This is a genomic window from Chroococcidiopsis sp. SAG 2025 (genome assembly GCF_032860985.1).
GTDB lineage: Bacteria > Cyanobacteriota > Cyanobacteriia > Cyanobacteriales > Chroococcidiopsidaceae > Chroococcidiopsis.
Map to the genome: position 1 here is coordinate 3,559,319 of NZ_JAOCNC010000001.1, position 22,288 is coordinate 3,581,606.

The window sequence follows — 22,288 nt, forward strand, 5'->3', positions numbered from 1 at the left end:
CCATTACCGTTAGGAATAATAGATTATGACTTCTCTTTTGACAACATCTTCAAGTAGATTAACTATTTCTTCGCGGATTGAGGAACGCTTGCGCCAAGGCGAACTGACTCAGGATCGAGTAGACGAGTTTAGAGATTTTCTGGTCGAAGTCGATCGCGAATTCATGCAGCACCGCATCATTACTAATAACGCCTATACTCGTTGGTTTCGCGAGGGTAGGGCTACCGACGAGGAGCTAGTCTACTTTATTAAACAGTTTTCAGTTTTTTCTAACCAATTTCTAATTGCAGCCTTACAAAAAGTCATTAACTCACCGACGTTGCAACAATCGCGTGCTAGCCGAGAAATTTTGCTCAACGAGCTAGGCGTAATCTATCGCAAGCTAGGAGCAGTTGCTAGCCGCATTGTCCAGAGTGACGAAAAAGACCGCGAAGGCGATCCTGAACTGGTCAGCACTGAGGGTACAGTAGACGGTGGAATTTGCCGTTTTCAAGCAGCTCATTTTGAGTGGCTAGTTGGTGTTGCTGAGGGGTTAGGTCTGAGCTATGCCGACATTGGTAAGCGCAAGCATGGTAGTCCTACAACTTTGCACTTCTGCGATGAATTAATCCGCCTCTACGGTAGCGCCGATCCGCAGATCGCTGAGGGTGCTAGTTTTGCAGTCGAAAACTGGGCGGCGGCTGGCTTTTGGCAAGAACTAGAAGATGGCTTGACGCGCATCAAGCAAACGCGACACTTGCACTTGCGCCTCGCATTTTTCACCTGGCACAACCGCGTCGAAGCACAACACGCCGGACACACGCTGGAGGAACTGGAGGAAGTTTATTTCAAACCAGACTTCGATCGCGCCAAATTTATCCAAGGTGGTCGAGAAATTCTCGATGCGATCGCTGTCTTTTGGGACGGACTGAATATAGGGAGCAGGGAGTAGGGAGTAGGGAGTAGGGATCGATAATTTATGGCGTACTATGCACCATTCCCGACTCCGGTACGGGCGGGTTTATCCGCAGAACTCTCGATTTTAGTACGAGTCTGCTTTAAAAACCCGCCCCTACACGACTTACAACTTTTAATTTATGGCTAGCATATCTTTCTTTCCCAATATTGGCACGATAAGCTCGATCCGAGCCTTTGCCCAGCTTTTTCGGCTGCCAGCTGGTATTCTTGCCTCTGGAGCGGGCTGTGCCACAATCTACACTCTCAATCCTACAGCTCCACTACCGCAATACCTGCTGACGGCAACTATCTTAGTCTGCATGACCTCTGCCGCTTGCGGCATCAATGACTACTGGGATTTAGCTAAAGACCGCATCAATCATCCCGAGCGCCCTTTGCCTTCCGGTCGGCTTTCGTTGCAACAAGCTTGGTGGGCTGCGGCAATTCTGTTTGGCTGTGCCGCGATCGCTGCTATCCCTTTAGGTTTGTCTCCCTTTGTCTTAGTTGCTGTCAGTACTGTTTTGCTTTGGAATTACTCGCATTTGTTAGCATATAATGGTATTTTTGGCAATCTAATTGTAGCCGCGACTATTGCGGCTTTGATTTTTCTGGGCAGTTTGGTTGCCTGCCGACCATTGGCAATGCTTTATCCAATGGGGTTTTTATTCTGCTATGCCTTGGCTAAAGAAATTGTCTGGGACGTGCATGATGCGGAAGGCGATCGGATTCAAGGGATTGTTACAGTTGCCACCCAGTGGGGAAACCGAGCGGCTTTCGCGGTCGCTTGGGGTTTGCTGGGGGTGTTGATGGGTTCTATACCTGTGGCGCTTCGCCTCTTATCGATGGCACGTCCCCTGTTATTTGCCACGTTCTCGGCGATCGCATTATTGAGTCTGGGAATAGCGCTGGCGCACTACCAACAGCAACGTAGCGAGAACGCTTACCAAAGATTTAACTTCTGGGAGCGTTTAGGTACGGCATTTGGAGTCATCGCCCTGTTAGGTACTGCCTGAGAAGGCAGGAGGTGAACGGTGAAGCAATTATCGTTGGAGCAAATAGTTAACTGTGGGGTCGAGCGAGAGACGGCGATCGCAATTCTACCGCAAGTCGAGCGGTGGCTGGCTGCCTTACCTGCCATGGAGTGCTGGCAGCAGCTAACTCGTCACATCCTCAAGCCCGATTGCCCCATTGCATTGCACGAACTCCTTTACGAAACTACCTTCTCCGACTGGGACGCATCCCAGAAACCTGCTCCAGCTTGGTTTCCCTCTCAAGAAGAAATTGAGTCTACCAATATCGCTGCTTTAATGCATCAGTTGCAAATTGCCTCCTATCGAGAATTTCATGCTTGGTCGGTGCAGAATCGCGATCGGTTCTGGGAGATGACGATCCAACGATTGGGTATTCGTTTCCGGCAGAAGTACACTCAAATTGTCGATCTTTCGCGTGGGGTAGAATTTCCTCAATGGCTGGTAAATGCTCGTTTTAACATTGTTGAGAGCTGTTTTCAAGCGCCTGAAGATTCTCCCGCAATTGTCTTTCAACAGGACGGCGGTTTGCTTTCCACCATGACTTATGGAGAGCTGCACGCCTTGACCAACCGAGTTGCTAATGGGCTTGTGGACTGGGGCTTCCGTCCTGGCGATGCGATCGCGATCGCCATGCCTATGACTGCGGAATCTGTAGCGATTTACCTGGGAATTATTAAAGCTGGCTGCGTGGTGGTTTCTATCGCCGATAGTTTTGCTGCCAACGAGATCGCCATTAGATTGCGTATAACTCAGGCAAAGGCAATTTTTACCAAAGACTATATTCAGCGCGCTAGCAAGCAGTTACCCCTTTATAGCAAAATTGTTGATGCCGATGCCCCTAAAGCAGTCGTGCTGTCGCTCGATACTTCCGTGTCTGGAACACTGCGTTCTAGCGATTTAGCTTGGCAGGAATTTCTCAGCTCAAACGAACGATTCGATGCCGTAGCCACCGCACCGGAAGCTTATACTAATATCTTATTTTCCTCTGGCACTACAGGAGAACCCAAAGCTATTCCTTGGACTCAAACAACACCGCTCAAATGTGCAGTTGACGGACACTTGCACCAAGATATTCACCCTGGAGATGTCGTAGCCTGGTCAACCAATCTAGGCTGGATGATGGGACCTTGGCTGATTTATGCCAGTTTAATTAATCAGGCAACTATTGCTCTCTACTACGACGCACCCACCGAGAGAGGATTCGGTCAATTTATTCAAGCGGCACGGGTGAATATGTTGGGGGTAGTACCAAGTCTAGTCAGCATTTGGAAAACAACTGTTTGTATGCAAGGGCTTGATTGGAGTGCGATTAAAGCATTCAGCTCGACGGGCGAATGTTCCAATCCACAGGATATGCTGTTTTTGATGTCCCTAGCAGGATATAAGCCGATTATCGAATACTGTGGTGGGACTGAGATTGGTGGAGCTTATATCACTGGTACGCTGGTACAGCCTGCGGCTCCTGCAACTTTCACAACCCCTGCATTAGGATTAGATTTTATTATTCTCGACGCAGGCGATCGCCCTACCAACAAAGGCGAGTTGTTTATTATCCCCCCTTCCATCGGACTTTCTACCACATTACTCAACAAAGACCATCACCACGTCTATTTCGCCGATACTCCCTCTCTTCCGTCTGCTGTCAGGGCGGGTTTACCAGACCAATTCGTGAATCAACCAATCAATTCCCCAGAAAACCCGCCCCTACTCCCGTCTGCTGTCAGGGCGGGTTTACCAGACCAATTCGTGAATCAACCAATCAATTCCCCAGAAAACCCGCCCCTACTCTCCCTGCGCCGTCATGGAGATTGGATCGAATGCTTGCCCAATGGGTACTATCGCGCTTGCGGTCGCGTTGACGACACGATGAACTTGGGAGGCATCAAGGTTAGCGCGGCTGAAATCGAGCAAGTCCTCAATTATGTATCTGGAATTTATCAAACTGCCGCGATCGCTGCATCTCCTCCAGAAGGAGGTCCTAGCCAGTTGGTCATTTTTGCGGTGGTTGCACCAGATCGACAGCAGGACAAAGCAACGCTCAAAACCCAGTTACAAAAGGCGATCGCTTCGCAGCTCAATCCCCTGTTCAAGATTTACGATTTGGCGATTGTTGATGCTTTACCTCGTACTGCCTCAAATAAAGTGATGCGCCGTGCATTGCGCGATCGGTGGCAATCTTTAATTTCAGCAGCAACGTAACTATACTTTAAAGTATGTCCAAATTCAAAGTTTTTGTGACTCGTCGCCTGCCGATCGCCTTAGATCGACTTGACCAAATTGCTGATGTCGAAGTTTGGTCGGAGCGCCAACCACCTCCTGACGACGTGTTACTGGAAAAGATCGGTGCGATCGATGGCTTGCTGTGCCTGCTTACCGACCGGATCGACCGACAGGCGATCGAGGCAGGAACGTCACTCAAGGTCATCAGCCAAATGGCAGTTGGCTACGATAACATTGATATCCCAACTGCGACTGCCAGACATCTTCCCGTAGGTCACACGCCTGATGTTTTGACCGATGCCACCGCAGACTTTACCTGGTCGTTGTTGATGGCAGCAGCGCGGCGAGTTGTGGAGGCAGATCGATTCGTGCGTGCAAATCAATGGCAGACTTGGGAACCGGACTTGTTGCTAGGAGCGAATATTGCTGGAGCCACTCTAGGTATTGTCGGTTTAGGGCGGATCGGTCAAGCCGTAGCTCGCCGTGCCAAAGGGTTTGACATGCGAATTTTGTATGCAGATCGACAGCGTTCGGAAATAGAACAGTCTCTCGGTGCAGAGTGCGTGACATTCGATCGCCTACTGCAAGAGTCAGATTTTGTGACGATTCACGCTCCCTTGACTGAAGATACTAATCATCTTTTTAGCCAGTCGCAATTCCAGCGGATGAAGCGATCGGCAATTTTAATTAACACGGCACGAGGACAAATTGTAGACTCAGAGGCTTTGTATCAAGCACTGAAGGAGCGTCAAATCGCTGCCGCAGCCCTGGATGTTACCGATCCAGAACCTATTCCGCCTCAAAGTTTGTTGCTGACGTTGGATAACCTGATAATTACACCTCATATTGCTAGCGCCAGCCGTCCGACACGAGAAAAAATGGCAAGCATGGCGATCGCCAATCTCATTGCTGGACTTAGGGGCGATCGTCTGCCGCATTGCGTTAATCCTGAAGTCTATCAATAGCGATCGCCAGAAAAAAGACAGCATTTGGACAGTCCGATTGGTCTTTTCGTCTGAGGAAAAATTATGCGTGACTGGCTGGATTAGATCGATCGAGGGGAGATGTGTATCTTAAGTTAAGTTTATTGCCGATCGCTTCAGGGTGAGTGCTGAATGCAATTCGATCTACAATTCATTGAAATGTCCTAGTTTTTATAGCAAAAATCCTTTTTACAAGTGCAGATTGTTAGTTGGAATCATCTTAACTCAGTCAATTTTATTACTTAACTGCTTGCAGTAGTTGCACGTAAAATTAGATTTTGCTGTAATTTTATACCTTTAGGTGGATTGCAAAATTTAAACTGATGCGATCGAAGATACATCTTGAATTCGGTTGCAAACCTCCGCGATCGGCAGATATTATGTCATCGGCAGAAGAATGATACATTTCTTAAAAACCCGCTGTTCTAATGAACTTAAACAAGCTAAGGCGTAAGCGAGGGATCGTTTTAACTCGTGAAGGATGGCAAAAGTTTCAGAACGCAAAACTAGAGTTAGAGTTTCATGAAAAGTATGGGGAAAAATTTACACTAGAAGAATTAAGCGGACGCACTCAATTAACAACTGCTACCCTCGCCAAAATACTAACTCGTGAAGAAGGGGTTGACAAGCGAACCCTAATTAATTTATTCGCAGCATTTAACTTAGATCTGAATACAAGTGACTATTCACAGCCTAGCCTAGATGCAAAGCAACCAGAATGCGCGATCGCATTTAGACATCAAGACTGGGGGGATGTTATTGATGTATCCATATTCTACGGACGCACGGCAGAACTCGCTACGTTAGAGCAATGGATTATCGAAAGTCGTTGCCGAGTCGTAACGCTGTTGGGTGTGGGAGGCATTGGTAAATCTACTCTAGCTGCTAAGTTAGCAGAACAAGTTAAGGATAATTTCGAGTTTTTTCTTTGGAGATCTTTGTCCAATGCTCCATCACTCAAAGATCTTCTCGATAGCTTGCTGCAATTTTTCTCCAACGAGCAGCAGGTTGAAACCGCTTTGCCAGACAATAATAGTCGGAGATTGTCGCAACTGATCGATTATTTACAAAAATACAGATGTCTACTATTACTCGATAACACTGAAACAATTATGCAATGTGGCGTTCAAACTGGGCGCTACTGTCAGGGATGTGAAGATTACGGTCAGCTTTTCAAACGGTTGGGAGAAGTTCCCCATCAAAGCTGCGTGCTGCTTACTAGTAGGGAAAAACCTAAAGAATTAGCCTTATTAGAAGGAGAAGCACTACCTGTTCGATCGCTACAACTGAGTGGTTTAAGTAAGCTAGAAGTAGAAAAAATCTTTCGCCTCAAAGGAATCTCCGGTTCTGACAAAGAATGGCAAACATTAGCCGATCGCTACGCGGGCAATCCATTAGCTTTGAAGATTGTTGCTACGACTATTGGAGATATTTTTAATGGTAATATATTAGAATTCTTACAACAAAGTACTACAGTATTTGGCGAACTACGCGAACTCTTAGAACAGCAAGTTGAACGGTTATCAGATATAGAGAAAGAGTTAATATATTGGCTGGTCATCAATCGAGAGCCAGTCTCGATCTTGCAATTGCAAAATGATATTTTTTCTCAATTAACACTGACAAACTTGTTAGAGGCTTTGGAGTCGTTAAGGAGGCGATCGCTGGTTGAGAAAAGTGCGGCGCTTTTCACCCTCCAGCCTGTAGTCATGGAGTATGTGACGGCTCAATTGATAGGATTGATTTGTGAAGAAATAGTCAATCAAAAGAGTGTCATTCTTAGAAAGATAGCTTTATTAAAAGTACAGAGTCAAGAGCGAGTAAAAGCTGTTCAAATTAGCTGTTTGATCGAGCCAATTCTAGAAGAACTACTGACTGTTTTTAGAACCAAAAGTCAGATTAAGCAACGGCTATCTCAACTTTTAGCTAAGTTAAGAATAGAGTCTCCACATGAAGCGGGATATACAGCGGGCAATCTGCTCAATCTACTTTGTTATCTCCAGACAGATTTAACTAATTATGACTTTTCTCATCTGAATATTTGGCAAGCCGATCTACCCAACGCACCTTACACAATGTAAATTTTGCCTACGCCGATCTGTCCAAATCTATATTTACTCAATCCTTTAGTAATATTTCCGCGATCGCCTTTAGTTACGATGGTAAAGTTTTGGCTATAAGTGACGCTAGAGGTGATATTTGCTTATGGCGAGAATTTGTCGATGGCGAACAAATTTTGACCTTGCAAGGACATACAAATTGGGTACAAGCGATCGCCTTTTGTCCCGATCGCAAAATCATTGGTAGTGTTAGTACTGACCAAACTTTAAGATTATGGAATATTAGCACTGGTGAATGTCTAAGAACTTGGCAAGGGCATTCTGCAAGAATACATTCAGTAGCATTTAGTCCTCAAGGTCATGCGATCGCTAGTAGTAGCGACGATCGCACGGTAAAGTTGTGGGATACCAGCACTGGTGAATGTATTAGGACAATGCAAGGACATACTGACTGGGTGTTTTCAGTCACATTTAGTCCTCAAGGTCATATCTTGGTCAGTGGTGGCAGAGATCGCACGATTCGCTGTTGGGATGTCAACACTGGTCGAATTGTGCAAACTTTACAGGGGCATACTGATTGTATCCGCACAGTTGCTTTCTGTCCTGATGGACAAACTTTTGCTAGTGGTTGTGACGATTGCACGGTGAAAATTTGGGATCTTAGTACTGGGAAATGTTGCCAAACCTTGCACGGACATACGGGTTGGGTGTTGTCAGTATGCTATAGCCCAGATGGACAAATTCTTGCTAGTAGTAGTAGCGATCGCACCATTAGATTGTGGCGTGCTGTCACTGGTGAGTGTATCAAAGTTTTGTCAGGACATACTGGAGCAATTCAGTCAACTACTTTTAGTCCCGATGGTAACACTCTAGCCAGTAGCTGTGACGGTCAAACAGCTATGTTATGGGATGTTAGCACTGGAGAAGCCTTGAGAACTGCACGAGGATATCATGACGGTGTATGGTCGGTAGTCTTTAGTCCCGATGGTAAAACTATAGCAACTAGCGACAATAACCAGAAGGTAAAGCTGTGGGATACCAGCACTGGTCAATGTCGCAAAGCTTTGCAAGGACATACGAGTTGGATCAGAACAGTTACCTTTAGTCCCGATGGACAAACTTTTGCTAGTGGTTGTGACGATCGGACAGTAAAAATTTGGAATACCAGCAATGGGCTTTGCTGCCAAACTTTGGAAGGTCATGCTAGTCGGGTAAAATCAATTACCTTCAATCCTCAAGGAAACGTTTTAGCTAGTGGTAGTGACGATCGCACAGTACGGCTATGGAATCTTAGCATGGGACAATGCGTGAATGTTTTGGAACATACTCATGGAGTGTGGTCTGTTGCCTTTAGTCCTCAAGGTAAAATCTTAGCCACTGGCTGTGATGACCAAAAATTATGGTTGTGGGATTGTAACACTGGCGAATGCGACAAGATTCTCCAAGGTCACGCGGGTTGGGTATTGTCAGTAATTTTCTTGCCGATCCCCCAACCCCCCTTGAAAAGGGGGGCGAAGAGGGAATCTTGGCTAGTGGCAGTAAAGATAAAACCGTGAGATTATGGGATGTTAGCACTGGTCAGTGTCTCAAAATTCTAGAGGGACATACAGGTTGGGTAACATCAGTTGCCTGCTCTAGGCAAGCACCAGCGGCAAACAGTCGAGATAGCCCAAATCTGTTGGCTAGTGGTAGCACTGACGCAACTGTAAAATTATGGAATGTTAGCACTGGTGAGTGTGTCAAAACTTTTCAGGGACACACTCACTGGATTCGGTCAGTTGCTTTCTGCCCTCAAGGTAAAATTCTGGCTAGTAGTAGCGAAGACGAGACAGTTAAGCTGTGGGATATTTCGACTGGTGAGTGCATCAGAACTCTTAGAAGTAAAAAGCCTTACGAAGGCATGAATGTTACTGGCGTTACAGGTTTAACAGTAGCAGCGATCGCCTCTTTAAAAGCTTTAGGCGCAGTTGAGCATCCAGAAGAATAGTCACTAGGGGATGAGTGAAGCATGGATAACTCGGCACTTGCCTCCCTGGTTAATCTTTGCTCTACTTAAAAACCCAAATTTGTCTACCACCTATAAATAGATTTTTATCAAAAAATACATTAGAATTATTGAGAAAAAGTCTCTAAAAATCCGAACCTTGGTGCAAATAGACCTATCAGCATCGAGTTTCGGAAATTTTTCTGGATGCAACTCGTCTAAATCTAACCAAACAGCAGCAAATTCCAGTAGGGCTAAGAGTATAAAAAAACACTTGATTCGTCTATGGACTTGCTAAAACCAAAACGCAGTCGAGGTGTTATTCTCACTCGTGAAGGATGGCAAAAGTTTCAGCAAGCAAAACTCGCTTTAGAAATACTGGAGAAGGCTGGCAACAAGTTCACGCTGGAAGAATTAAGCGATCGCACGGGTTTAACGACTGTCACTCTGGGAAGGGTAGTGAGTTGTAAAGAAGCAGTTGACAAGCGCACGCTTGTCAGCTTATTTATGTCATTTAACCTGGAGTTACAAAAAAGCGACTATGCTAACCCAAATCAAAATTTGGAGGAGCCGCTAGAAGCTCAGGTTACTCCTAAGCGACAAGATCTCAAAGAAGCAATTTGCGTTTCAGTATTCTACGGGCGTATAGAAGAAATTGCCAAGTTGGAGCAATGGATACTCGAAGATCGCTGCCGAGTGGTAGCATTATTGGGCATGGGGGGAATTGGTAAAACTTCTCTGGCTGTCAAGCTGGCAACACAAATTCAGGATCGGTTTGAATACGTTCGGTGGATTTCGCTACGAGACGCGCCACCTGTCGAGACTGTTTTGGCTCAAGCGATCCAATTTGTATCTGATGAACAAGAAATAGATTTGCCAGAAAGCATTGGTGAGAGAATATCGCGATTGCTTTTCTACTTGCGATCGTCCCGTTGTCTGTTGATTCTCGACAATGCCGAGTCGATTTTGTGTAGTGGTAGTCGAGCCGGACAATATCAGGAAGGATACGAAGGTTATGGAGAACTGTTAAAAAGAGTGGGAGAAACTCCCCACAATAGCTGCTTGCTGTTGACAAGTCGGGAAAAACCTAAAGATTTAGTCCCGCTTGAAGGCAAAGGATTGCTCGTGCGATCGCTGCCATTGAATGGTCTGAAGGCGACGGATGGGGAGAAAATCTTTAAAATCAAGGGGGTTTCTGGAGCAAGCGAAGAATTAGAAGTACTGGTCGATCGCTATGCAGGCAATGCTTTAGCATTAAAAATAGTGGCGACGACGATTCAAGATGTCTTTGATGGTAATGTTTCGGAGTTTTTGAAACACAGTACCGTAGTTTTTGGCGATATTCACGAACTTTTAGAACAGCAGTTTGAGCGGTTAATAGATTTAGAACAGGCGATCGTCTACTGGCTGGCGATTAATCGGGAACCAGTTGCACTGTCGGAATTGCGATCGGATTTTGTCACGCTAGTATCGCCAGCAAAATTTATAGAAGCTGTAGAATCTTTGTCACGGCGAAGTTTAATTGAAAAAACTGAGGCGCTTTTCACCCTCCAGCCCGTAGTCATGGAATATGTGACTGAGCGATTGGTGGCTCAGGTTTGTTTGGAGATTTGTAGTGAAAAAATTACTCTGTTCAATTCCCATGCCTTGATAAAGGCTCAAGGCAAAGACTATGTTAAGGATACTCAAATTCGCTTAATTCTCAAACCACTTAGCGATCGCCTGTTGAGTATCTTGAGAACAAAAAAGAGTCTAGAAAAGCAGCTAAATAAAATTAGAGTAACGCTGCAAGAGCGCTCTCCGTTAGAACCAGGGTATGCAGCAGGAAATATTCTCAATCTACTTTGTCATCTGGAAACCGATCTAAGCGGTTATGATTTTTCTCATCTATGTGTTTGGCAAGCAGATTTACGGAGGGTAAAATTGCATGATGTCAATTTTCAAAGTGCCGATTTAGCTAAATCTAGTTTTGCTGAAACCTTCGGTGGTGTTTTATCAGTAGCTTTTAGCCCTGATGGTAAACTATTGGCAATGGGTGATAGCAATGGCGAAATTCGCTTGTACCAAGTTGCAGATGGCAAACCAGTCCTCACCTGTCAAGCACATAAGTAGTAGGGCATAATTAAACGTAAGATAGAGAAAAGCCAAAAACTTGCTGATTTTGACCACTCATGCCTGCTCCTTTACGTATCGTTTTGACAGAGTCAGAAGACCGGACGTTGAGTGAACTTCGGGTTGCCAAAACCGTTGCTCAACGTACCCGAGATCGAGCACAAATGCTTCGACTCAATGCTCAAGGATGGGTAGTGCCAGCGATTGCCGAAATTTTTGAGTGCCAAGAGCAGACAGTGCGCGAAACCATCCGCCGTTGGCAGCAGCAAGGGTTAGGTGGATTATGGGATGCTAGTGGACGAGGAGCTAAAGCCAAATGGCAAGAAGCAGACATGGCCTACCTAGAACAATGCCTAGAGCAAGAAGCCAGAACCTATAATAGTCAACAGCTAGCCCAGAAGCTAGAGCAAGAACGACAGGTAAACCTAAGTGCTGACCGGATTCGCCGCATTCTAAAAAAAAGGGCTTTAGTTGGAAGCGGACTCGACACTCGCAACGGGGCAGACAAGATCCTGAGTACAAAGCACTCAAGCAAGCCGACTTAGACACACTCCAACTAGCTGCCTGTGAAGGGTACATTGACCTGAAGTATCTTGACGAATCGGGATGTTGTCTGGAAAGTCCAGTCAGTTATAGTTACTCTCGCATTGGAGAGCAGAAACACCGAAGAGCAGGTCAAATCCTATGGAGACCGCATTAGTATTCTAGGGATATGGCAACCAGAGCAGTCGTTTGACTATGCTCTGGTACAAGGCAGTTTCCACAAGGAACGCTATGTTAAAGTGATGAACGCTCCTTGCCCAAAAGAGTGAGCAGACATTGCTACAAACCGGACGGCTCACAGTCGTGGTGCAAGATAATGGTTCGGCTCATACCAGTCATCTTGCCCGTGAGCACTGGCAGCAGTGGCAGTCGAAAGGGCTATATCTCTTTTTTCTCCCCCAATACAGTTCACATATGAATCTGATTGAAGCGCAGTGGCATCAACTCAAAACCCATGAAATAGCCGGAAGGATTTTTGATAACGAGTATGATTTAGCGAATGCCATGATTGAGGGCATGGAGAATCGAAGTCAACAAGGGGGATGGACACTGGAACGTTTTATGTTTAAATCTGCCTAGCTACTTACTAACTGGGTTACATCACTTGCTTTTAGTCCTGATGGCAGTACCCTTGCTAGTGGTAGTGTTGACTACAAGGTCAAGTTATGGGAAATTGCTACAGGTCAATGCGTTCAAACCTTGGAGGGACATGAGAATGAGGTGTGGTCAGTTGCATGGAGTCCAGATGGTAACATCTTAGCCAGTGGTAGCGACGACTCCTCAATTCGGTTGTGGAGCGTCCGCAATGGTAAATGCCTTAAAATCTTCCAGGGACATGCGAATTATGTGCTTTCTACTGTCTTCAGTCCTGATGGAAAGGTGTTAGCCAGTGGCTGTGCTGACAACACAATCAAGCTGTGGAATATTAATACCAGTCAATGTTTCAAAACTTTTGAGGGACACGCTAATCCAATCAGATCGGTTACATTTAGTCCTGGTGGACAAACACTGGCGAGTGGCAGTGAAGATCGCACAGTAAAGTTATGGGATCTCGGCAGTGGTAAATGCCTCAAAACTTTCCAGGGACATGTTAATGGAGTATGGTCGGTTGCTTTTAATCCGCAAGGCGATCTTCTAGTCAGTGGTAGCCACGATCAAACAGTCAGGTTATGGGATATCAGCAACGGTGAATGCCTTCAAACCTTTCAGGGACATTCTAGTTGGGTATCTTCAGTTGCCTTCAGTCCGCAAGGCGATCTCCTAGCAAGTGGCAGCCGCGACCAAACAGTAAAGCTATGGAGTGTTAGCACGGGTCTTTGCTGCAAAACCTTCCAAGGGTATACCAATCAAACACTCTCGGTTGCCTTCAGTCCTAATGGGCAGACCGTAGCTAGTGGCAGTCAGAACTCTGAGATTCGGCTGTGGAATGTCAGCACTGGTCAAACTCTGAAAATTTTTCAAGGACACCGGGCTGCTGTACAGTCAGTTGCATGGAGTCCTGACCGTCAAAAACTAGCAAGTGGCAGTCATGACTCCTCGGTTCGGTTGTGGGATGTCGGCACTGGTCAAACCTTGAAAACTTGCCAAGGACATGGGGCTGCAATCTGGTCAATTGCATGGAGTCCTAACAGTCAGATGTTGGCAAGTAGCAGCGAGGATCGAAAAATAAAGTTGTGGGATGTCAGCACTGGTCAAGCCTTAAGAACGTTCCAGGGACATCATGCTGCAATTTGGTCAGTTGCTTTTAGTCCGTGTGGGAGAATGCTAGCAAGTGGTGCTTTAGACCAGACACTCAAGTTGTGGGATATCGACACTGGTAATTGCCTCAAAACGTTAGAAGGGCATACGAGTTGGGTTTGGTCAGTTGCTTTTAGTCCGAATAGTGAATTGCTAGCAAGTACCAGTTCGGATCAAACGTTAAGGTTATGGAGTGTCAGCACTGGTGAATGTAAAAGAATTTTACAGGTAGATAAGGGTTGGTTGCAACTAGTTGCTTTTAGTCCAGACAGCCAAACGCTAGCTAGTAGTAGTCAAGATTGCACGCTCAAACTCTGGGATGTCAGCACTGGTGAATGCCTCAAGACTTTGCCAGGACATACGGCGTGGGTCTGGTCAGTTGCATGGAGTCGAGATAATCAAACTCTGGCTAGCGGTAGTGAGGATGAGACAATTAGACTATGGGATGTAAAAACAGGTGAGTGTGTAAAAACTCTCAGATCTGAGAAACTCTACGAACGCATGAACATAACGGAGGTTACAGGCTTGACCCAAGTGACTGTGACGACGCTCAAAGCGCTGGGGGCAGTTAATAAAAATATTTGATAAATGTAGTTCATGCCTAGACAAACTAAGTCAGCACAATGAACAAAAATCAGCAGTTTTGTAACCTACGCTCGTTAGGTTTTGCTTATGTACTCGCTATTGCTCTTGCCGTTGAAACAGCAAGGTGCAAGATTTGTCACTAGGAAATTGTCATGTGAACTATATAAAGTTAGGATGGGTAAAGCTCTCTCTACCCATCCTACAACTGAGCGTAACAACCTATTCAGAGATAGATATTGTTAACTAAGCCTGCTCCAGGAAAAGGAATAGATCGGCGGAAGCTATCAAACATTGGCGAGAATGTCCGTTGGTAATCCTTGCTCAAATGCTTTAATCAAAATGCTTTCCATATCAAACTCCATGTCATCCGAAGATTTGAAGATGCTCTCAGTCAGGCTGCTTGTATCATAATCACAATCCAAAGATTGCCGATCGATCGCTGTAGCTGTTAAAGTTGCCATGATTTTCTCCTTGTAATTGAGTAGTTTTGTTGAGAGTGTTGCGGACAAGTTTTGTTTATACGCGAATAGCTGACAATCAGATTTCATCAGTGCTTGTTTACTCTAATGCTTTCAACACATGCGCTAGTTCCTCCTCTGATATGTAATCTTGACTGGGTGGACTGAAACACAGCAGTGCAGTCTCGTAGCAAGCTTTTGCCACCTGGACACGCTCATCAGATGTAAGCTCAGTCATCATCTCTACTGTCTCGTCTACGTGTCCGACATCATTACCAACACCACTATGTACCCGCAAGCAACGAGTAGCATGGGTATTAGGTGGCAGCAAAGCCTCTACCCTTTGGATGTAATCTTCTTTGATTCCCATAGCTAAACGCTCCATTGTATAGGAATAACCAACACAACCAATCGGATCTCTTGCCTGTACGCTTCGAGTGAAATAATCTACCAAAGTTGCTGCTGCTGGGGGAACAAGTTCTTTCACCACAGCCTCAGCCTTATATCCCATAGACTGGATATCGAGCAGGGCGAGTCGGTCGTGACCCGCTTCCTCACTGGCTTTTTGTGCAGCCCACTGAGCTAAAACCATGCGTCCAGCTGAAGCGAAGCGCCAAGCAGCTGTCTCCATCAGTTCTGGCGTAGAGTAGGTTAGATGATAAGAACCTGCCAATCGCCATACCCAACGTGCGCGGGTCAAAGCAGGTGGTCTGCGGCGAGTCTTCACCCGACTCCAAGCTAACGCTATTGCTCCATCCAACTGCTTTTGAGTTTTAGCTTTGTTGCTTGCGTCAACTGACTTTTCACTGAAGATAATGCCTTGCTTTGCAGAACTAGGTTGATGCGCCCAAGTGCGTTTAGCAGTCTTCACCACTGCTGCATCAGCCACAAAACCCGTCGATGCATCATCAGTTGCAGATTGTTGGTTACTATTAGGCTGGCTACTATTAGATGTATACTGCCAAGAGCAGCTAGCAGTTTTCACCACTGTTGTATCAGCTACAAAACCCGCTGATTCAGCACTCTTGAAAGAAGTCATGTCACTTGGCGATGGTATAGAAATCTCAGATGTTTGTTCGCCAGCCTCAAACTGTTCGGTCATTTGCACTTCCTCGGTTTGATGTTTAGCGTTCATTGTTAGCGAACTAGCTCCAATAAAGGTTGACAAACAGCTTTAATCGTGCATCAAAAAGTATTGGACGACTTTCCTCATCTCTAAATAGCAGATTTATTTGCGATCGTGAGGACAAGATACGTAGTGCTACTTCTGTCGATTTCGCCCTGCCTTCTCGAATGCGTCTATCGAGAGAGGCGTTATGAATTTCAGTTTGCTAGCTTCAAGATAATTTTCCAAGCAAAGATAACAAAGTTAAGAAAAAAACTTGAATTTGTGGATGTCAACAGTAGCTTAAAGCTAAAGCTGGAAATAGTTTCAGCTTTCCAAAAGTGTACGAAAAGACAAATTTTTATAATTTCTTAACATTCTTAAGTTTTAGATTGTCGGCTTAACTTGCTTAAATTTTAAAACTTTATAAAATTCACGAGGGTGAGTAGATAACACCAGTTTAGTTTGTCAAATATTAGTGATAAGGTATGATTATTTTACTGTGGCGATCGCAACATAGGATACACTAACGCTTCAGTCACAGCTATGCGATCGCCATAAGTTAAGCAAGCAATATAAGTAATTCCTCGATCGTCGATAAAAAACTAAATTTAAGAACGTTAGCCAATTCTAGCGTTTATAGCAGCTAATTACTGAAATCCTTTTCCAATGGAAGTTAGAGCAACTTCCAGCCAAAGGTTTTCATAGAAATTTCGATTTTTTGCTTATCTTTTTTATCTTTACTTGCTAAAAGCCGATCCAAGTAGCACATTGGTAGTCACTGGCAATAATTTCCACGCAGACATCAAACTCTACAGTCAACCAAAGGATTGACGATTCCAACACAATTCAGCTTCTACTCCTTTTTACATAGTAGAGGTTTTTAGGTGATGCAGCGGTTCAATTACTACAGAGATTTGCTTACAGATTATTCCAAGCCAGATTTGATTTCCAACGAGTTAGCGGTAAAGCTACTCAACGACGCAGAAGCATACATATCTCTGCGCGAGGAGGCACTTCCTCAAATTACCACAAACTATAGCCTAGTACAAATAAAACGAGAAAACAAAGATTGGTGGTCTACGCATTGTGAAGCCTGGCGACAAGGGCGGGGTGATATTTTAGCAAGGGAGTACACTGATGGACTGGTATACCTTTGTGCGGACGGACCTTTTTACGGCAGAACCGCAGTAAAGCATAGAGAAGAACATTGGTGGGCAATTACCGCTCAGCCAGGTGTCACGATGAGTTGGCCCATTGTGATGTTCCATGATGAAGTCGTCTATACGGAATGGTGCTGTATAGATAACGAGATCAATGAAACAATTGCTAAAGGTAATGAGACTATACTACGACGCGGACACCGAGGCGGCTGCTATTTAAAAAGCGCGCATCTAGATTTTTCTCGCGATGTTTATGCACCAAATGAATTTTTATACTGGCTCAGACGCGAACCAGAAACTTAGTAGTTATTCGGACGAAAAGCTAACTCAAAGCATTGTTTTTAAGTAATGAGGAGTGAAAAAATTCCAAATTCGATTGAGTGTAGGAAAAGCCAAGAAGAAAGTTGCAGTTTCTTAAAGTAATGGGTGTGATTTTATGAACTCTAATCGCTTACTTGAGAGCCAAGAATTCCACACTATTGATATAGATTCGCTGATTGAAAATGCTAGAATGGTGGGATTTCAAAAGTTCTTGCTTCAGTCTCATCCTCTTTTGAGTAAAGTTTTTGAATTTATCGAAGCACGCTATTGTGATTCAATTAGTCTGCGAGAGGTGGCTGAAGCAGTTGGTCGTTCTCCGGCGTACCTGACTGACCTGGTGCGGCGGGAAACTGGAAAAACTGTGCTGAGCTGGATTGTGGAACGCCGCATGGCAGAAGCACGCTGTCTATTACTTGAAACCGGTCATTCAGTAGAGCAGATTGCTGAAGCAGTAGGTTATTTTGATAGACGGCATTTCAGTCGCTTATTTCTCCGGTTCCACGGATTGACTCCACAGGCTTGGCGGAGAAAATATCAAGGTAGGAGCGTTCCACTTTTGCAAGTAGACCTGAAAGAGGAAAAGCCAAGCAATCTGATTGAGCAAAGAGCCAAAACTATAACTGCTGTAGAAGCTCAAAGACTACAGGTTTGTATACAAGAGATTGTTGAGATTCTGTATCAGAATATAACAATTGGTCAAGAGAACTTGAATGAGGCTTTTCTGTAGAAACTTGTAGATGCTATTTATTGGGGGTTATTCAAATCATGAACCAACATCTATTTCACGATGAAATTACTCTGGCAGAACAAGCAGAAGAATTAGCAAAAAAGGCAATTAAGTTAGGGTTAATTCCAAGTTTTGTCGTCCGCCACTTTCCAGATAGTTGGGAATTCTATATCCCTAACGAAAAGGAATCTGCTGCTCTGACTCCAGAAGAAGCATATCTTCAGTTAAAGAAACTAACTGGAACTTTTAGCAAGTAGAGACGGAATAAATCTGCTAGTCTTCACTTCAATTGAGAACCAGAAAAAAGATAGCAGACTTGTCCCCAAAGTTTAGCCCTTGTATTTGTATTTAGAGAGACATAAACTAATACAAAGTCACGTTCCTAACAACCAATAGACGGAAGCAGTGCGGAACGTATTGTGTATACGATCTATGTCTTTCACAATACGTTCCGCTTTTTCATATTTATGAAAATACAATTGGTCGCCAATCGAGAGCTGAGAAAAACTAGTTTTTATTTAACCTTGTTTATTTAAGCTGCGATGACCGTAGACGAAGTACGCCTTGTTTCAATCAATCGAGTTGATGAGAAAAATGGCAAAAATTATCCAAATCGATTTCAAGCGCGATCGCTCGCAGAAGAAAACAGCTAGTAGCAGAACAGTTATGCTAGATTTTACTCAAGCGCTTGCTCAAGTTCCGGGGCTAATCCAGAAAATTTGGATGATTAACAATGAAACTACTTCAAAAGCAGGGGGTATTTATCTGTTTGAGGATGAAGCGAGTGTTTTTGATTATTTTAACGGAACAATATTTAATCGGATTGTCAGCGATCCAAACTTTGAAGAGATTGTCGTTAAATCATTCGAGCTTAATGAAAAATATAGTTTTCTAGCCGAAGGATCTGTTACCGATATACTCAGATGTTTAAGCGGTTTCAAGTCAAATAGTTTTAAAACTAATGAAAGTATTTTGTTTCAATAAGAAACATTTTATGTTTCATGACTGTATTAGTGTAAATGCGATGGACTGAATCTGACAATTTGATTTGGTAGGAAAATTGTAACAGATGGCTCTTATATTTGCTCCTCCACAAACTCAGCGTTCTCTAAAGCTTCTTTGTTGCTATGTGAATAGCACTCGAAAAATTCAGATTCTCCGGATTACGAATGTTTCATATTATCACTTTGAGCGCGTTATTTTCTCAGGTCAACGTATTTTATTTGAGGCTCCGAAAAATGCTCATTTAGAAATCCATACATGCGATATGTGCAGTGCTATTTTGTCGGATAAGATACCCTGCGTTCGCCTCCAAATGGATTGACTAGCAGCGCTCTTTTAAGTAACTTTAAGCTGGATTAGAGAAGGCGATCGTAAAAATAAATGTCGCTACGACTAAATTAATGAATTCATTAAAAAAATTATAGAAATAAGTTTTTAAATATACGTATTTGTTCGCCCGCTCTCCTGTAGTTATCCATTTAGCGAGGTATCAAGCAATGTCCATGCAAGATATGGTTAAAGGTGTAGAGAAGTTCCGAATCAATTACTTTTGCTCTCACCAAGAGATGTTTGGGCGGCTGGCTCAAGGTCAGGCTCCCCAGGTACTCTTTATCACTTGCTCTGACTCTCGAATCGATCCAAATCTGATTACTCAAACTCAACCAGGCGAACTGTTTGTCATTCGCAATGTTGGTAACATCGTTCCACCTTTTGGTACTGCAAATTTTACTGAAGCCGCAGCAATTGAATATGCGATTCAGGCTTTAGGGATTAAAGATATTATTATCTGCGGTCATTCTCACTGCGGCGCTATGAAGGGGTTGTTGCAGTTAGGCAGCCTCGCTCAAGAGATGCCTTTGGTTTACGAATGGTTACAGCATTATGCAGCAGCCACTCGTCGCCTAGTTCAGGATAACTATCAAGAATATGAAGGCGAGGAACTTTTAAGTCTTACCGTTAAAGAAAACGTTTTGACGCAGATAGAAAACTTAGAGACTTACCCAGTCATTCGCTCTCGACTGCGATCGGGGCAACTCTTTCTTCATGCCTGGGTTTATGAGATTGAGAGTGGAAATGTCATTGCCTATAATGCCAACTTAGGTCAATTTGTCCCGATTAAAGATCCACTGCCTGTACCTGACCCCATAGCTGGCGCACGCTCGGGTTTATCGGAGTTAATGGAGTTGTAAAATATGAACTTTATCAAGCCTAATAACGCCCTAGAGCAGTGCAAGCGTTTGCTCAATAAGGCAAGAAACACATTTAAAGGAAAGCATCACCTGTACACTGGTGAAACACTAAATTGGTTTCGAGTCATTATACGGCTTGAAAGAACAGTTATTCCAGTCATTTTTCCTTGGGTACTTTTTTGTAGTGGATATGGTTTTTTCATATCATTAATCCACTATTTTGACACAAAAATAGTGTTTCCAGAAAAAAATGATGTCATTACTAATGCCATTTTAAGTTTCAACGTAGGTCTAACTTTATTGTTAGTTTTTCGCACGAATACAGCTCACGATCGCTTTTGGGAAGCCCGCAAACTTTGGGGAAGGCTAGTCAATACAGTTCGGAATTTAGCTCAAGGAATTTACATTGTAGTTAAAGATAAGTCACATCAAGAAAGAGTAGAGAAAGAGGCAGTACTCAAGCTGTTAGTAGCTTTTCCAATTGCCATGAAATTACATCTAAGAGCAGAATCAGTGGATAAGCAGTTAGCTTCATTGATGTCAGAAAACCAGTATTTTCAACTCAAATCCGTTCGTCATTCTCCACTACAAATTGTCTTTTGGATCAGAGATTATCTGCAACATCAGTACGAACGTAATTGTTTGAATATCTATCAACTAACTGCCTTGCACGCTCTGCTAGATGAGTTAATCAATATCTTGGGAGGCTGCGAGCGCATTTTGAAAACACCACTACCTTTAATCTATTCCATTAAATTTAGGTTACTGGTATTAATCTATTGCTTAATACTGCCGCTGGAATTAGTTAAAAACTTGACTTGGTGGACTGGTTTAATTATGGCTTTTGTAAGTTTCACTTTGTTAAGTATCGAACAAATTGGCTCGGAAATAGAAGAACCTTTTGGTTACGATGCCAACGATCTACCCTTAGATGTAATTTGCAACACTATGCTACAAAATGTTGAAGAGTTAATTAAAGTTGCTCCCAGCAGCAGTTGTTCTTGGCGAGTATAAGATTGCGAACAAGTTAACATTTAGTAATTCTCGATCGGCACGAAAACATAGCAATTTTAGCTATGCTGTTGCCGATCTAGAGATTGCATGTGAGCAGGCGATTGAAGAAATAGTTAGTCATTTTTGAACCAAAGGGCGAATTCCACCACCGCGAGGGATGGCAGCCTATCGGCGCAGCAAGAGTGTAATCAAGGCGATCGCATTTTTGCCATTTGCCATCTACGCGCCAACCTATGCGATCGCCGAAGCGTTCGATAACTGTATTATCCTGGGCAATAGTGGTATTAAGAGAACCACCTACGTTTTGATAAATCTGTATCTGCACGCTGAAGCCAAAGCGACCCTTGCTATAACTTGTCCAGAGGCTATCAATTACGTGCAGTTCGTTGCAGGGAAATTGCTTCACGTCTTCAGGGGTAATAGATTCTAGTTCTCGCTGTCCTGTTATTGCCAGGATGACCCGAATAGTTTCCCAGTCCGCTTCTTGTAAATTCCCTGCTGCTAATAAATCTCGTAGCTTTTTGTATTTGTGGATATCTGCAACTAGTCGCAAATTATCCTCTGACTGAGTAACTCGTTCGCTAAGGCAAGAGAAAAGCTGGTTGAATTGCTGTAATTGCTCTTCCATTACGGCTAAACGAGCAATGATTTCAGACTCATGTGTAGTAGACATTAGATTCCTAATTAAAGTACTTGTTTTGAGTTTCTGATAAGATAAACAAACGAGCTGCTACTTGTTTTATTGCTCTATTTCTTTATCCCTTGCAGTCTTCAGCTCCCGAATGCATTCTTGTCCAGCACCGACAAGGAATCCTAAACTAGCACCAATCAAAGCATATTTTTTATGCAAATTTTGGTAAGACTGGCTTTCGTATTGAAGTTGATTAAAGTTACGCTGACCAATTTTGGTAGCAGCTAAACTAATAACTACGCCGACAAGAGCGGTCATAATTCCTGACAAAATAATTAGCCTGACCTTCATAGTTGTCCTATAGAGGAAATTGGATTAGTGGTGTAAGAAAAAGGAATAGAACAGATAGAAAATGGTGACAGCAAACAAGATGTGGTTAAGATAGTCGTTGAAATTCCATTTACGAAACATTGCCGTTACCTCGGA

16 protein-coding genes and 4 pseudogenes are annotated in these 22,288 nt (G+C 43.9%); 16 read left to right on the plus strand and 4 right to left on the minus strand.

Annotation, left to right across the window (positions count from 1 at the left end; genetic code table 11):
* Positions 1 to 25: 25 nt before the first annotated feature.
* The 9 genes and pseudogenes from N4J56_RS17265 to N4J56_RS17315 all read left to right on the plus strand — a co-directional run.
* Positions 26 to 931 (plus strand): hypothetical protein, encoded by a 906-nt coding sequence (locus N4J56_RS17265; protein ID WP_317107550.1) that lies wholly within the window; start codon positions 26 to 28, stop codon positions 929 to 931.
* Positions 932 to 958: 27 nt separating this feature from the next.
* Entirely contained in the window at positions 959 to 1,084 is a 126-nt protein-coding gene (locus tag N4J56_RS17270; RefSeq protein WP_317107551.1) for a hypothetical protein, read from the plus strand.
* Positions 1,077 to 1,949 carry a geranylgeranylglycerol-phosphate geranylgeranyltransferase gene (locus N4J56_RS17275; RefSeq protein WP_317107552.1) on the plus strand — a complete coding sequence of 291 codons (873 nt, stop codon included), beginning with the start codon at positions 1,077 to 1,079 and terminating at the stop codon, positions 1,947 to 1,949. Before N4J56_RS17270 ends, N4J56_RS17275 begins: the two co-directional genes overlap by 8 nt.
* An 18-nt stretch (positions 1,950 to 1,967) precedes the next feature.
* Positions 1,968 to 4,166: an AMP-binding protein gene (locus N4J56_RS17280; RefSeq protein ID WP_317107553.1), complete on the plus strand. Its 2,199-nt coding sequence runs from the start codon at positions 1,968 to 1,970 to the stop codon at positions 4,164 to 4,166.
* A 14-nt stretch (positions 4,167 to 4,180) separates the two neighbouring features.
* Complete coding sequence (locus tag N4J56_RS17285; protein WP_317107554.1) at positions 4,181 to 5,152, plus strand: D-glycerate dehydrogenase; 972 nt, start codon at positions 4,181 to 4,183, stop codon at positions 5,150 to 5,152.
* Positions 5,153 to 5,598: 446 nt separating this feature from the next.
* Positions 5,599 to 9,217, plus strand: a pseudogene (locus tag N4J56_RS41085) (NB-ARC domain-containing protein).
* 282 nt (positions 9,218 to 9,499) lie between these two features.
* A pseudogene (locus tag N4J56_RS17305) lies at positions 9,500 to 11,320 on the plus strand (NB-ARC domain-containing protein); the annotation flags it as partial.
* A gap of 65 nt (positions 11,321 to 11,385) precedes the next feature.
* A pseudogene (locus N4J56_RS17310) lies at positions 11,386 to 12,448 on the plus strand (IS630 family transposase).
* A 6-nt stretch (positions 12,449 to 12,454) separates the two neighbouring features.
* Positions 12,455 to 14,191: pseudogene (locus tag N4J56_RS17315) on the plus strand (WD40 repeat domain-containing protein); the annotation flags it as partial.
* A gap of 284 nt (positions 14,192 to 14,475) precedes the next feature.
* Here N4J56_RS17315 and N4J56_RS17325 read toward each other — a convergent pair.
* Both N4J56_RS17325 and N4J56_RS17330 read right to left on the minus strand, forming a co-directional pair.
* Positions 14,476 to 14,652 carry a hypothetical protein gene (locus N4J56_RS17325; RefSeq protein WP_317107559.1) on the minus strand — a complete coding sequence of 59 codons (177 nt, stop codon included), beginning with the start codon at positions 14,650 to 14,652 and terminating at the stop codon, positions 14,476 to 14,478.
* Positions 14,653 to 14,749: 97 nt separating this feature from the next.
* Positions 14,750 to 15,784 carry a hypothetical protein gene (locus tag N4J56_RS17330; RefSeq protein ID WP_317107560.1) on the minus strand — a complete coding sequence of 345 codons (1,035 nt, stop codon included), beginning with the start codon at positions 15,782 to 15,784 and terminating at the stop codon, positions 14,750 to 14,752.
* Positions 15,785 to 16,644: 860 nt separating this feature from the next.
* Here N4J56_RS17330 and N4J56_RS17335 point away from each other — a divergent pair.
* From N4J56_RS17335 to N4J56_RS17365, 7 genes are all read left to right on the plus strand, one after another.
* Positions 16,645 to 17,220: a hypothetical protein gene (locus N4J56_RS17335; protein WP_317110659.1), complete on the plus strand. Its 576-nt coding sequence runs from the start codon at positions 16,645 to 16,647 to the stop codon at positions 17,218 to 17,220.
* Between the two features lie 133 nt (positions 17,221 to 17,353).
* Positions 17,354 to 17,965, plus strand: coding sequence for an AraC family transcriptional regulator (locus tag N4J56_RS17340; protein WP_317107561.1), 612 nt, complete (start codon positions 17,354 to 17,356; stop codon positions 17,963 to 17,965).
* Between the two features lie 38 nt (positions 17,966 to 18,003).
* Positions 18,004 to 18,222: a hypothetical protein gene (locus N4J56_RS17345; RefSeq protein WP_039717169.1), complete on the plus strand. Its 219-nt coding sequence runs from the start codon at positions 18,004 to 18,006 to the stop codon at positions 18,220 to 18,222.
* A gap of 337 nt (positions 18,223 to 18,559) precedes the next feature.
* Positions 18,560 to 18,949 (plus strand): YdhR family protein, encoded by a 390-nt coding sequence (locus N4J56_RS17350; protein WP_317107562.1) that lies wholly within the window; start codon positions 18,560 to 18,562, stop codon positions 18,947 to 18,949.
* An 85-nt stretch (positions 18,950 to 19,034) separates the two neighbouring features.
* Positions 19,035 to 19,289, plus strand: coding sequence for a DUF1830 domain-containing protein (locus N4J56_RS17355; protein WP_317107563.1), 255 nt, complete (start codon positions 19,035 to 19,037; stop codon positions 19,287 to 19,289).
* Between the two features lie 175 nt (positions 19,290 to 19,464).
* Positions 19,465 to 20,157 carry a carbonic anhydrase gene (locus N4J56_RS17360; protein ID WP_317107564.1) on the plus strand — a complete coding sequence of 231 codons (693 nt, stop codon included), beginning with the start codon at positions 19,465 to 19,467 and terminating at the stop codon, positions 20,155 to 20,157.
* Positions 20,158 to 20,160: 3 nt separating this feature from the next.
* Entirely contained in the window at positions 20,161 to 21,171 is a 1,011-nt protein-coding gene (locus N4J56_RS17365) for a bestrophin family protein (protein ID WP_410500349.1), read from the plus strand.
* Positions 21,172 to 21,247: 76 nt separating this feature from the next.
* Here the strand turns inward: N4J56_RS17365 and N4J56_RS17370 are convergent, their stop codons facing one another.
* Both N4J56_RS17370 and N4J56_RS17375 read right to left on the minus strand, forming a co-directional pair.
* A complete protein-coding gene (locus N4J56_RS17370; RefSeq protein WP_317107565.1) occupies positions 21,248 to 21,844 on the minus strand; it encodes a GUN4 domain-containing protein in 597 nt (198 codons plus the stop codon).
* A gap of 66 nt (positions 21,845 to 21,910) precedes the next feature.
* Positions 21,911 to 22,120 carry a hypothetical protein gene (locus N4J56_RS17375; protein WP_317107566.1) on the minus strand — a complete coding sequence of 70 codons (210 nt, stop codon included), beginning with the start codon at positions 22,118 to 22,120 and terminating at the stop codon, positions 21,911 to 21,913.
* Positions 22,121 to 22,288 lie beyond the last annotated feature (168 nt).